This is a genomic window from Pontibacter litorisediminis (genome assembly GCF_029360645.1).
GTDB lineage: Bacteria > Bacteroidota > Bacteroidia > Cytophagales > Hymenobacteraceae > Pontibacter > Pontibacter litorisediminis.
Genome location: NZ_JARDUA010000001.1, coordinates 657026 through 669582, shown reverse-complemented (window position 1 = coordinate 669582; position 12557 = coordinate 657026). Strand labels below are relative to the sequence as shown.

Below are 12557 nucleotides of genomic sequence, written 5' to 3'. Positions count from 1 at the left end.
GAAGGTGGTACAGTGTTAGGAGCTGGAGGACCAATGCGTACAGTTAATCGAACTTAAGTAACATAGAGCTGCCAAGGTGCAGACGAGAGACGTTGGATTTTTTAAACAAAAGACTAGTTCGGCTTGGCATATTTTGGCTCTTGCCGCTGCTTATACTGGTTACAGACCTCATTGGGGCACCACTCGCTTTATTTTCAGGGATTCTTTTAGGCCTAACGCTGGGAAGCCCCTACCCGGTAAAGTTGCACAAGGTCACGCAGTATGCCCTTCAGGCCTCGGTTGTAGGGCTTGGCTTTGGCATTAACCTGTACCAGGTAGCCGAAACAGGCTTTACGGGCTTCTTCTATACAGCGGTATCACTGGTAGCGACAATGGCCGTAGGGTTGCTGTTAGCGAAGCTGCTGGGTGTGGAGAGAAAGCTCAACCACCTGATTTCAGCCGGGACTGCCATTTGTGGCGGAAGCGCCATTGCCGCCATCGCGCCGGCTATCAAGGCGTCGGAAAAAGAGATTTCCGTTGCGCTTGGCGTCGTGTTTATCCTGAATGCGCTGGCCCTGTTCATTTTTCCATTCGTCGGAAAGCAGTTGCAGCTGACACAAGAGCAGTTCGGCACCTGGGCCGCCATTGCCATACATGATACTAGTTCGGTGGTGGGGGCCGCAACAGTGTTTGGAGAGAAGGCCCTCAGAATAGCCACCACCCTGAAGCTTACCCGTGCCCTTTGGATACTCCCCATGGTGCTGATTACAGGTGTACTGTTTCGGTCTGAGGAAAAGAAAGCCGCTTTTCCTGGGTTTATACTTTTCTTCTTGTTGGCATCACTGGGCAGTACATTTCTACCCGAGTTGAGTGTGGTGTACGGTTGGTTAACCGCGCTTGCCAGAAAAGGGCTTATCATCAGCCTGTTTTTAACGGGGGCAGGCATCAGTATGCCGTTACTGAAGACGATCAGCGTCAGGCCGTTTCTGCAAGGGGTGGCGCTGTGGTTAATAGTGGCAACAGGCTCTCTTGTGGCTGTTTATTACTTCATCTGATAGAGCTGTAGTTCCCTGTTGCAGGTGGCGGCAAGGGTGTGCTTAGCTTTCATCGGGGCGCACCGAGTTAGGAAGGAGGCCCATTAAACCTAACCTTTCCAAACCTGGCAACGCAATAGAGAAACTATAAAGAAACGGAGAGCGAGGTTTTAACCTACCAAGAACTCATTATTTCCCAGCCAGTTTCTGCAGGAACGCCACCACTTCGGGTGTGTTGTAATCCGCCATGCCTTCCTGTTTGGCCACTATCTTACCCGCTGGCGAGATGATGAAGGTGGTGGGGATAGCTTCAGAGTAAAATTCACGGGGGAAATTGCTCGCCGGCAAGTATACCGGGAAAGTGTACTGCTTCTTGTCGATGAACTTCTTTACCTTTTCCACCCCGCCCTCGTCTACCGACAGCATCACGAAAGCAATTTTTTCAGATCCTACCTTTTCGTAAAGCTTCTGGATGTTCGGCATCTCGGCGATGCAGGGCGGGCACCAGGTCGCCCAGATGTTCAGGAACACCACCTTGCCCTTCAGGCTCTCGAAGCTTACCTGATTGCCCTGCAGGTCAGCTATTTTAAAGCCTGCCCCAGCCATTTCCGAGTTGGCTACTACAGCGGCGTCTACTACTGCTGTGGCGTCGGGATTCTGCAAAGTATCGGGCACATCGGCGTTCCTTATGCCTGTAGCCAGCAGCAGGCGCTGCACCTGGCCAATAACCTCAGTGTGCAGCCCTGTCAGGTAAAGTACTCCAAAAACGGCCAGCATCAGTGCCCAGCCGGGTATTTGTTTGAAAGAAAATTTTCTATTGTTCATGTGGTTGATCCTTCTGGTTTTTGGTTCCTGTTTATGGCAGCAATGGTCTGCCTGCTGTGGAGTGTCCTTGGCAACTCAGATCCGACTATCATTGAAATGAGGCCACGCGCTTATAAAGTCGCGCTGTATCTGCCTTTGACCGGGTTCCTTTCATGAGAGTAGCCGCTGTGGGTTGAACACTGCACCTCCTCAAACCAAGGCAAAAGCCTTGATCAGTGCGGTAGTTTGTCCTTGAGGAGGCCGTAGGTGTAGGTGCCGGCCACGGCACCGAAAACGGCCAGCAGGAAGGCCCAGTAGCCGTGGCCCAGGTTCACGAACAAGGGACCTGGGCAGGCGCCCGTCAGCGCCCAGCCTAACCCGAAGATGATGCCGCCCAACAAGTAGCGCGGGACAGACTTCTCTTTTGGCGTGAACACGATCGGGTTGCCCTGGATATCCCGAAGCTTATACTTCTTAATTACGTAGGTGATCAGTACGCCCAGCACCACGGCCGTGCCGATGATGCCATACATGTGGAACGACTGGAAGCGGAACATCTCCTGAATGCGGTACCAGGAAATGGCTTCTGATTTGCTCATTACGATGCCGAACAGGACGCCGGCAAGTATAAATTTTATTCCTTTCACAGAGATAACAGTTTAGGGTAAGTCCTTCATCTTTTCAAAGCCGACTCAGAACAGGAGCGGCAACAGCAGCCAGGTGGTGATCAGGCCCCCGATAAAGAAGCCTATCACGGCAATGAGCGAAGGCAGCTGCAGGTTTGACAAGCCGCTGATGGCGTGGCCCGATGTGCAGCCGCCGGCATAGCGGGAGCCAAAGCCGATCATGAAGCCACCCAGCAGCAGCAGCAGAAACCCTTTCACGGTCAGGAGGGCGTCCAGGCTGAAAAGCTCTTCCGGCTGCAGGGCATCCGGGGCAGATATCCCCAGCTGGCGCAGGTCCTGGACCGTTGCCTGCGAGATTTGCACCGCTTCACTGTCAGTCAGAAACTCAGAGGAGACAAAGCCGCCCAAGATGGCGCCCGCCAGAAACAGCAGGTTCCAGGTCTGGGCGCGCCAGTCGAAGTCGAAGAAGGGGAGGTGCTTGCCCGCGCCGCAGGCCGCGCAGATCACGCGCAGGTTCGACGAGAAGCCGAACGACTTCCCAAAGAACAGCAGGAGGGCCATGACCAGGGCGATGACGGTGCCTGATACATACCAGGGCCAAGGCTGGCTCAAAAATTCTATCATAACAGGTTCCTTGAAGTAAGTGTCATTGAAACATCACAAAGGTAGGTGCTTTCGTAGCCGCTGTCTGTGACTTTTGTCACGTCCCCCACTCTGGTGCAGTAACTCTGCAGCCGTTGCGCTGAAGGCTGTTGCTTGCAGTGGCGTTAGCTTATTATTCAGAATACTAGCCTGTGCTCTCAGGAGAAGGCGGTGCTACTACCGCCGCACAGCATTGGGCGGATGAAGGGAGGGAGGTAAACTTGAGGGACGCAAAAGTATTGCGTCCCTCAAGTTTATACTTTAGAATCCCAGTCAGGCCACTCTCTTATGAGAGGTGATGTTAGGCTCTCCAGGTTTGCTAAAAAGTGGCTCCTGTGGATTGTTGGAGGCAGAGCCTTACCCTTTGTTATTTAGAAAGTGTAAGCTCAGAAGGTTGCGCTGCATCCCAATGCTCAGCCTCCTTTGCGGCCAGGTATCGTTCGGCGTCGAGGGCGGCCATGCAGCCGGAGCCGGCGGCGGTGACGGCCTGGCGGTAGGTGAAGTCCTGCACGTCGCCGCAGGCGAACACGCCGTCCACGTTGGTCTTGCTCGTGCCCGGGATGGTGCGGATGTAGCCGTTCTCGTCCAGGTTCAGGTACTCGCCGAAGATGCCCGAGTTGGGCTGGTGGCCGATGGCCACAAAGAAGCCTTTTACCGGGATCTCTTGCAGCTCACCTGTTATAGTGTTTTTAACGCGTACGCCCTCAACCGTATCATCACCCAGAACCTCGTCCGTAACGGTATTCCAGAGGATGTGAATATTCTTTGTGTTCTTCACCCGCTCCTGCATGATCTGGGAGGCCCGCATCTCCTCGCGCCGCACGATCATGTAGACCTTGCTGCACAGGTTAGAGAGGTAGGTGGCCTCCTCGGCGGCCGTGTCGCCGGCCCCCACGATGGCCACCTCCTGGCCGCGGTAGAAGAAGCCGTCGCACACGGCGCAGGCAGAAACACCGCTGCCATTAAGCCTTGCCTCTGATTCAAGCCCCAGCCACTTGGCTGAAGCACCGGTCGAGATGATGACAGCGTCGGCCTCGATCGTCTTCTCGTCGTCGATGACCACCTTGTGGGGCTGCGAGGAGAAATCGACAGCAGTTGCAATGCCGTAGCGCACATCGGTGCCGAAGCGCTCGGCCTGCTTCTTAAAGTCCTCCATCATCTGCGGCCCATTAATTCCCTCAGGGTAGCCCGGGTAGTTCTCCACATCGTTGGTGATCGTCAGCTGGCCCCCCGGCTGCAGCCCCTGGTAAAGCACCGGCGAGAGCCCCGCCCGCGAGGCGTAGATCGCCGCCGTGTAGCCCGCAGGTCCCGAGCCGATGATCAGAACCTTTACTTTCTCTATTTCCATAGGTTTTTTTCTTCACAAGACCTGAGATTCCAGGTCTCACACAATTATACTTAATATGTTACTCCTTTACCAACGCTAGCTTCCAAAATCCACCGCTGGCAAACTTTTAAACTACGGGATCATGTGATATGCTTCCCGTAGTTTCTCTACCTAACAACACTGCAGGCATAATGTTAAAAAAGGAAACAAGGCATGGCCAAGGAGCGACGCATGCTGCTAGAGCTCTGGCTTTCCCTTCGCCTGATTCTCTCTTACCCCGTTCAATTTGTTTTTACTTCGGAAGTGTAATCAACTCAAGTAAGGCACCATGATGCCTTACTTTTCCTTTAGCTCATTCACGGCTTCGCTCATATCCAGCACCTGCACACCCGGCAGTGCGGTCTCTACGATCGAGCTGCCTGCGGCTGAGCGGTACCCGCCCGCGCAATGCACCACCACCGGCTTTTCTGTAGGAACCTCGCCTACGCGCTCCCTCAGCTCCGGCAGCGGGATATTGATTGAGTTTCCGAAAAACTTACCTGCCTTCACTTCAGAGGTGTTGCGGATATCTAGTATCGTGTAGTCTTCCTTGTTGGCTTCGAACGACGCCCTATTGAACGCTTCACTTTTCGCACCGCCTTGCTGGTCGTACACGAACGCCCCTTTTAGCAGAAGCTCGTACCCAATCTTGGCTGCTTTTGCGAACAAATCCTGTAGCTCCTCCTTGCTGGAAGCCACCACGTAGTAACGCTCGCTTGGTCCCACGATACTTCCCAACCAGGTCTCAAACTTACCGCCGTTCTGGATATTGACGGCGCCTTTGAGATGTCCCTTCTTAAACAGCTTCTCAGGGCGGGCATCCACAATCAGAGCACCTTCTTCGGGCTCAAAGTTCTTCTCCAGTAGTACCACTCCCTCTATACTTGGTTTATAATCCGGTGCGCCCTGCTTGTTCAGGTCCACATCGTAGCCAAAGTACTTGGGTATGAAGGGTTGGTCTGCTGTCAGTACCTTCACAAACTCCTCTTCACTCATGGGCTGCAGGGCATAGTTGCTCAGTTTCTCATCGCCAATGGTGCTGGAGTTGGCCTCGCTCAAGCCCTTGCCGCAGAGCGAGCCTGCGCCGTGGGCCGGGTACACCATTACATCGTCTGCCAGCCTCATCAGCTTTTCGCGGGTGCTGTGGTACATCTGCCGCGCAAGCTCCTCGCGCTTGGCCGTTACGTTGCCGGCGTTCTCCCGCAAATCCGGACGGCCAACATCGCCAATAAACAGGGTGTCTCCGGTAAATACGGCCTTGTCTCTGTCCTCGTGCTCCAGCACCACACTGATCGAATCAGGGGAGTGGCCAGGCGTGTGCAGCGACTTAAGCGTTACCTCCCCAAGCTGTAGCGTTGCGCCATCGTCGAAGGCCTCATGCGGATAATCGGCACCTACCAGGCTGTGGGTGTAGATAGTAGCGCCGGTTTTTTTGTGTATCTCCAGGTGCGAGCTTATAAAGTCGGCGTGCGGGTGGGTTTCGATCACACCTACAATTGTAGCTTCGTGGGCAGCAGCAAAGTCATAGTAGGGCTGCGGGTCGCGCGCCGGGTCTACCAACACCACTTCTTTTGTGGCCTCACTAAGTATAGCGTAAGAATAATGGGCTAAACCTTTGTCCTCAAACTGTTTTATTTTCATGGTTCAATTTTTTTACTGATGAATCAATTTCTAGTACAAAGTTATTGCTTGGCACAGCCATGTTCAGTGATGTTTGTCACACAGGTGGTTTATAAGATACGGCACCAAATATATCTTAGGTAGCGCTCAAGGTGCTACGCATCAGGGTGACGTAGATGGTTGTGGCGCTCTTGTTTGATTACGTACTACCGTAACTGTGTAAAGCGCTGCAGCCCCAGGGTGAGCAGGAGTATGGGCTTGCTTCAGTTAGCATTTCTACATCCCCATCCGTTTCAGCCAATGCAACGAGCATGTTTAGGCAAAAACCGGCAGGGAAAGGCTCAGGAAGCAAATAAACAAGTGAAACCAGAAGGTAGAACCAGAATTCGAGCCGCTGATGGCAACTGCATATATGAGTTGCTGCTGCTCCTGTCTGTGATAGGAGTACCGGTACGCGTTGTTAATAAAAAAGCATTCCCCATTGCGCCTACTTCCCGAAGGGAAGTAGGCGCAATGGGGAATGCCATAAGACTGCACAGGAAATCAGACGTGAGGCAGGAAAACTGAAGTGTATGAATCTCCAGTGCCGGAGATGCCTTTAGTTACCCCTGTAAGTAGCGTACCCGTAGGGCGAGAGGGTGATAGGGACGTGGTAATGCTCACTGTCTTTTATCTGGAAGACTACCTCGATAAAAGGGTAAAAGCTATCTGTTTTTTTGCTTTTAAAATAATCGGCTACCAAAAAACGAAGCCTGTACACACCTTCGTTCGCATGCCCGGTAGCCAGAAAATCTGTGATGCGCCCTTTTTCGTCGGTAATTTTCTTGTCCACCTGTTGCCACGTTTTGGTTTTCTTGTCCAGCTTCTCAAGCTCAACCGAAACCCCTTTGGCAGGCATACCGGTAGAAACATCCAGAATGTGGCTTGATAACTGGTACTTGGTAGGTTGCGCGAACGCGACGGTGGTTGCCAGAACAAACAGTACGATCAAAGCTAAACTTCTCATAAGTAAGTATAAAAGTTAATGTATAAGTATGGCTGCGTCTTCCATTGCCGCAGATTTTGCAATAGTGTCATCGTTCTCGGGCCCACCGCCGCCGGCAACGCCAATGCCCCCAATAACTTGCCCTTTATACCAGATAGGGTAGCCACCGCCCAGCAATAGCAGCTCCGGAAGATTAGCCAGGTTCTGGGTATCGGCATTTGCTTGGGCATTACGCGCCAGAACTAGGGTAGGCGTTTTGGTGGAGAGGGAGGTATAGGCTTTTCTGCGGGCGGCTTCGGTGTTGTGCGGCCCTACGCCGTTGCCCCGCGTCAGCATAATCACCTGCCCTGACGCGTCCAGGATGGCAACGCTCACTTCCTTGTTCAATGTTTGGGCTGCTGCCCGGGCCCTGTTTGTTAGCTCCAAAGCTGCCTCCAAGGTAAGCTGGTGCGTTTTTACTGTGTAAGCTGCCTGCTCTTGGCTGGCACAAACCTTTTGCGGATTGTTCTCCTGCTTACCGGTCTGTGCCCTGGTAAGCATTGGAATGAGTAGGAGTAAGAGCAGCTGTAGTTTGTAGATCATAGTTTTTTTTACAAAGCTACCGGTGCTTTTTGTGAAAAGCGTTGCCCTAAGTCAACGTTTTCAGAGCCTGGCTTTTACTCGGCTGAGGGTGGAGGGGGAGAGGCCCAGGTAGGAGGCGGCCATCTTGTTTGAGACGCGCGACAAAAAATCCGGTTGGTGCTGGATAACCCATTGTACTTTCTCCAGTGCGTCAAACCCCTGGAAACCGTAAATCCGCTTTTGGGCAGTAACAAAACCCAGCTCTAGTATCTGCCTATAAATGAAGGCGAATTGCGGCAAAGTGTCAACCAGGTGGAAAAAGTCATCCCTGGAGATTTTGAGAAGCTCAGATTTCTCGATGGTCTGCATGTATTCGCCGGCAGGGGTTTGTTCAATCAGGCTTGGCAGCGCTGTTCCAAACCCGCCTTCAAAGGCAAAAAAGCGAGTTGTCTCAATCCCGTCTTTATTGATCGTATATAGACGGATGCAGCCCTTGTTTACAAAATAGTAATGCTGGCACACTTCGCTATAATACAGTAAATGCTCATTTCGCTTGGTTTTTACATACTCGAAGAGAGAACAAATCTGTTCCAGGGAGGCCTCGTCTATACTTGTTCTGCTTTTAATAAAGGCTTTTAATTGATCGTACATTGTATTCAGTAGAGTCTTTCCTCTAAAAGCGATACAGCTTCATGTTCTGGCAGGTAAACTAAGTGCAGGGGTAAAAGTTTAAGTTTCTTTCAATATGGTTATACCGCTACCGCTTTGTCTTTAAGCAGCACCAGCTTAGGTCTGACCGAATCAATGGCAGGCGCGCTGGTGTCTTTGGCTGATGTAGACAGCAGAAAGCGCTCAGGCTCCGTCGCGACCTCACGTGGTGCGAGAAGGCTCCGCGACGGGGCAAAGTATCTGTTTTATTGGCGTATCCTGATGGCGGCCTGTTAAAGCTGTGGCTCTTCTACATGTTTATGTTGCCTAGCCGTTGAGGTGCGGGATACAAGAAATTAAACTTTTTGCAGGTCTTGCATGTATATACATTAAATGTATGTACATTTGTTGTCTATAACAAGACATCACGCGCTTGTACTCGTTAATGAAAAGAACTATGGCAGATATCAAATGGGTAGTAGACCCCATGCACAGCGAAGTACAGTTTAAGGTAAAACACCTGATGATCACCACCGTGACCGGCTACTTCAGAAACTTTAACATAGAAGCCTGGACGCCGAATGAGGAATTCACCGATGCCGAGAGGGTGATTTTCACGGCTGACGTAAACTCGATCAGCACCAACAACGAGCAACGCGACACCCACCTGAAGTCGCCGGACTTCTTTGATGTGGAGAAGCACAACGAGATAGGTTTTGTTGCCACCGGCTATGAAAATGTAGGAGGCAGCGATTACCGGTTACACGGAGAGCTGAGCATACGGGATATAACGAAGCCGATAACGGTGAAGGTGGATTTTGGCGGCATTGTAGTGGACCCGTACGGGCAGACAAAAGCCGGTTTCACAGTAACAGGGCAGATAAGCCGTAAGGAATTTGGCCTTTCCTGGAACGCCGTGACCGAAGCGGGCAATGTGGTGGTAAGCGATGAGATAAAGCTGCAAGCTGAGGTTCAACTGGTAAAACAAACAACCTGACCATTACCGACTTCTTAAAAGCTAACCTACGCCGTATACCTGTAAATCAAGGAGATGGCGATAAAAAGGAATGAACATGGAAAACAGAATAGCAGGCTTGCACCATATCACAGCGATTGCGGGTATGGCCAAGCAAAATCTTGATTTTTATACAAAAGTTCTGGGGCTGCGGCTGCTCAAAAAAACCGTAAACTTTGATGACCCGGGTACTTACCATTTCTATTACGGCGATGAAAGAGGCAGTGCAGGTAATATCCTCACCTTCTTCCCCTATGAAGATGCCCGCCGAGGAAGTGCCGGTACCGGAATGGCCACCAATATTGCCTATGCCGTGCCCGAAGGCAGCTTTGACTTCTGGATAAACCGCTTCGAGCAGCACAACGTGATCTACAACAAGCCATCTGAAAAGTTTGGCGAGAAGTACCTGACCTTCCTGGATCCGGACGGCCTCAAGCTGGAGTTGGTTATACCAAAGCACCCGGATAACCGGACCCCCTGGGAGACCGAAGAAGTAAAAGCAGATGTGGCCACCAAAGGCTTCCATGGGGTAACCCTGACCCTGCAGAGCAAAGAGAAGACTGCCAAGGTCTTGACGGATATCTTTGGGTATACCTTTCAGGAGCAAAGCGGTAACCGTTTCCGGTACAAAACCGATGCAGTGGGTACGGCCAACATTGTTGACCTGGTGGAGCTGCCAAACGAATCCCGCGGTATTGGCGGAACGGGCACTAACCACCACATTGCATTCCGGGTAAAGAACGAGGAAGTGCTGATGCATTTCCATGACAAGATTGCCGGGCTTGGGTACAACATCACCAATAAAATAGACCGTAACTACTTCTACTCGCTCTATTTCCGTGAACCAGGTGGCGTGCTGTTCGAAATCGCTACGGATAACCCGGGCTTCGGCATTGACGAGTCGTGGGATAAGCTGGGTTCGAGTTTGCTGCTGCCGCCACGATACGAATCCCGCAGAGCCGAGATAGAAGCTCAGTTGCCCAAAGTAGACTAACTTAGTGCAAAAGGAGGCTGTCTCGATCAAAAAGCTGAATGCATGTTTACGTCAAGTTGAGCCCATTCCTGATGAAGAGTTCACATGGCACAGGCCTGGCTGTATCTCTTTTTATGAGACTAGGGATATCGAATTAGAACGTCGCTGGTCTACGAGCAGTGCCGTGAGTAGGGGCAGGGCTGCTCCTGAAAGCAATCACTGGCAAAGCGCATAAAACATGCAACCTGAATTCCGCCCACTGCATCTCTGTCTGCGTAACACATGCATAAGGCAAATCTTTCATACTATCAATGAGGAACGATGAGTTATACCCACACTGAAGACGTAATGACGAAGGGGAAGCCTTTGTCAGAAACCAGTAAAGCACTTGTGCTGGTGCATGGCCGTGGGGCTTCTGCCCAAAGTATATTGGACCTGGCCAATTACCTCCCCGTGCAGGACTTTACCCTCTTTGCCCCACAGGCTACCAATCACAGCTGGTACCCCTACAGCTTTATGGCTCCCGAAGAGCAGAATCAACCTGCTCTGGACTCTGCGCTGGAGCGGCTGGACGAGTTGATACAAGCTATACTGGAGCAAGGGGTAAAGAGTGAAGCAATAGTTATCGGAGGCTTTTCACAGGGCGCCTGCCTTGCCTCGGAATATGCTGCACGGAATGCCAGGAAGTATGGCGGCCTGCTGCTTTTTACCGGCGGTCTTATTGGGCAGCAGTTAGACACACAGAGGTATACTGGCGACTTTGCCGGTACGCCGGTGCTGATCACCACAGGCGATCCTGATCCGCACGTGCCCGTTAGCAGAATAGAGGAAACGGTAAAAGTGTTAGAAGGCTTGGGCGCTGTGGTCACCAAAAAAGTATACCCAGGGCGACCGCATACCATCCTGCAGGAAGAGTTGGACCTGGCAACCCAACTGATAACAACCTCAAACAACGGTTAAGACCATGGAGCTAGAAGTAAAAGACAATCCAGCCCAGCACAGGTTTGAAACCAATATTGAAGGGCATACGGCTTTCATTGTGTATAAATTACGGCCCGGTGTGATAACCGTTCTGCATACCGAAGTGCCCAGGCAACTCGAAGGCCGCGGCATAGCAGCTGCCATGACCAAGTATGTCTTGAACTTCACTGCTGCAAATGATCTGCAACTGGTTCCGCTATGCCCTTATATGCGGGCGTACCTTAAAAAACATCCAGAGTATCAGCACCTGGTACATAAAGGAGGCGGTAAAAGTATAGCATCATCTTGAAAGAATAATTCCGAATGACCCACTTGGTAAATTTTAAGGGGGAGAAAGTGGTACCGGTAGCCGAAGACCAGACAATACTGCAGGCATCGCTGGCAGCAGGTATACCACATTTTCACGCCTGTGGTGGGAAAGGACAATGCACTACCTGTAGGATACTTGTGCTGAAAGGGCAGGAGCAGCTAAGTCCGCCTACTAGCTATGAGCGTGCCATCAAGAACGTAAAGAAGTTTCCGGACAACGTGCGGCTTGCCTGCCAGTCGCGGGTGAGCGGAGAAGGGGTGGAGGTGCAGCGCTTGATACGGGACGAAACGGACCGCTATATTTTTATTGATGATACAGAAGCCGATAAACGGAGTGCATTGGGTGAGCGCCGCAAGTTGGCGCTTTTCTTCATTGACATCCGCAATTTTACACCCTTTATTGAAGCAAACCTGCCTTTTGATGTCATACACATCATGCGCAGGATCTTCGCGCTTTTTAAAAATGCCATTGCCCAATACGACGGTGAAATTATAGACACAGCCGGTGACGGGCTTTATGCTGTATTCGGGTTACACAGCAAGGTCAGGCAGGCTACCGAGTCTGCTGTACTAGCCGGTCTGAAGATCCTGGCTGATCTAAAAATCTTTAATAACACCTACATGCGACCCTACTTCAACCATACGTTTGAAGTAGGCATAGGCGTGCACGTGGGGAAGGTGATAGTGGGTAACGTGGGCATTGGGCTTAGTCATAACCTGACGGTGATGGGCTTTCCTGTGAACGTGGCAGCCCGGTTGCAAGCTGCTACCAAAGAACTGAACAACAGTTTTGTTATCTCAGCAGTTGCTTACCGATTACTGAAAAACCCACCTTATTCTTTAGGGTGCGACTACCTGAACCTGAAAGGCGTCAGCAATCCTTATGAAGTGAAATTGATTGGTAAACCTTATGATTACGATAGAGGATTACCAAGTCAAACTCCTAAAGCGACATAATTATACACTTCACCTCACCAGGCTACGCCAATACCTCTAAACGCGGAGCTTTCCTGG

At 51.5% G+C, this 12557-nt stretch carries 14 protein-coding genes; 6 read left to right on the top strand and 8 right to left on the bottom strand.

Going from position 1 to position 12557, the window contains the following annotated elements; translation table 11 throughout:
• Positions 1 to 92: 92 nt before the first annotated feature.
• The gene (locus PXG97_RS02940) at positions 93 to 1034 is read left to right on the top strand and encodes a YeiH family protein (protein WP_276496224.1); all 942 of its coding nucleotides are present in this window, start codon (positions 93 to 95) and stop codon (positions 1032 to 1034) included.
• 168 nt (positions 1035 to 1202) lie between these two features.
• Here the strand turns inward: PXG97_RS02940 and PXG97_RS02935 are convergent, their stop codons facing one another.
• The 8 genes from PXG97_RS02935 to PXG97_RS02900 all read right to left on the bottom strand — a co-directional run bounded on the left by PXG97_RS02935 (position 1203) and on the right by PXG97_RS02900 (position 8268).
• Complete coding sequence (locus PXG97_RS02935) at positions 1203 to 1838, bottom strand: TlpA family protein disulfide reductase (protein WP_276496223.1); 636 nt, start codon at positions 1836 to 1838, stop codon at positions 1203 to 1205.
• 212 nt (positions 1839 to 2050) lie between these two features.
• Positions 2051 to 2464: a DUF6691 family protein gene (locus PXG97_RS02930; RefSeq protein ID WP_276496222.1), complete on the bottom strand. Its 414-nt coding sequence runs from the start codon at positions 2462 to 2464 to the stop codon at positions 2051 to 2053.
• A 45-nt stretch (positions 2465 to 2509) separates the two neighbouring features.
• On the bottom strand, positions 2510 to 3067 hold the full coding sequence (locus PXG97_RS02925) for a YeeE/YedE family protein (protein ID WP_276496221.1): 558 nt from the start codon (positions 3065 to 3067) through the stop codon (positions 2510 to 2512).
• 385 nt (positions 3068 to 3452) lie between these two features.
• Positions 3453 to 4433 carry a thioredoxin-disulfide reductase gene (gene trxB, locus PXG97_RS02920; protein ID WP_276496220.1) on the bottom strand — a complete coding sequence of 327 codons (981 nt, stop codon included), beginning with the start codon at positions 4431 to 4433 and terminating at the stop codon, positions 3453 to 3455.
• 315 nt (positions 4434 to 4748) lie between these two features.
• The gene (locus PXG97_RS02915) at positions 4749 to 6092 is read right to left on the bottom strand and encodes an MBL fold metallo-hydrolase (protein ID WP_276496219.1); all 1344 of its coding nucleotides are present in this window, start codon (positions 6090 to 6092) and stop codon (positions 4749 to 4751) included.
• Positions 6093 to 6669: 577 nt separating this feature from the next.
• Positions 6670 to 7077 (bottom strand): hydroxyisourate hydrolase, encoded by a 408-nt coding sequence (uraH, locus tag PXG97_RS02910; protein ID WP_276496218.1) that lies wholly within the window; start codon positions 7075 to 7077, stop codon positions 6670 to 6672.
• A gap of 15 nt (positions 7078 to 7092) precedes the next feature.
• Positions 7093 to 7638, bottom strand: a complete 546-nt coding sequence (locus tag PXG97_RS02905; RefSeq protein WP_276496217.1) for a heme-binding protein — start codon at positions 7636 to 7638, stop codon at positions 7093 to 7095.
• A 60-nt stretch (positions 7639 to 7698) separates the two neighbouring features.
• Positions 7699 to 8268 carry a Crp/Fnr family transcriptional regulator gene (locus PXG97_RS02900; RefSeq protein ID WP_276496216.1) on the bottom strand — a complete coding sequence of 190 codons (570 nt, stop codon included), beginning with the start codon at positions 8266 to 8268 and terminating at the stop codon, positions 7699 to 7701.
• A 454-nt stretch (positions 8269 to 8722) separates the two neighbouring features.
• Between PXG97_RS02900 and PXG97_RS02895 the strand changes: the two genes are divergently transcribed.
• The 5 genes from PXG97_RS02895 to PXG97_RS02875 all read left to right on the top strand — a co-directional run bounded on the left by PXG97_RS02895 (position 8723) and on the right by PXG97_RS02875 (position 12500).
• A complete protein-coding gene (locus tag PXG97_RS02895; protein WP_276496215.1) occupies positions 8723 to 9262 on the top strand; it encodes a YceI family protein in 540 nt (179 codons plus the stop codon).
• Positions 9263 to 9338: 76 nt separating this feature from the next.
• Positions 9339 to 10274 carry a ring-cleaving dioxygenase gene (locus PXG97_RS02890; RefSeq protein WP_276496214.1) on the top strand — a complete coding sequence of 312 codons (936 nt, stop codon included), beginning with the start codon at positions 9339 to 9341 and terminating at the stop codon, positions 10272 to 10274.
• 300 nt (positions 10275 to 10574) lie between these two features.
• Positions 10575 to 11213: an alpha/beta hydrolase gene (locus tag PXG97_RS02885; RefSeq protein ID WP_276496213.1), complete on the top strand. Its 639-nt coding sequence runs from the start codon at positions 10575 to 10577 to the stop codon at positions 11211 to 11213.
• Positions 11214 to 11217: 4 nt separating this feature from the next.
• Positions 11218 to 11523 carry a GNAT family N-acetyltransferase gene (locus PXG97_RS02880; RefSeq protein WP_276496212.1) on the top strand — a complete coding sequence of 102 codons (306 nt, stop codon included), beginning with the start codon at positions 11218 to 11220 and terminating at the stop codon, positions 11521 to 11523.
• Between the two features lie 14 nt (positions 11524 to 11537).
• A complete protein-coding gene (locus PXG97_RS02875) occupies positions 11538 to 12500 on the top strand; it encodes an adenylate/guanylate cyclase domain-containing protein (RefSeq protein WP_276496211.1) in 963 nt (320 codons plus the stop codon).
• The last annotated feature ends 57 nt before the right edge of the window (positions 12501 to 12557 follow it).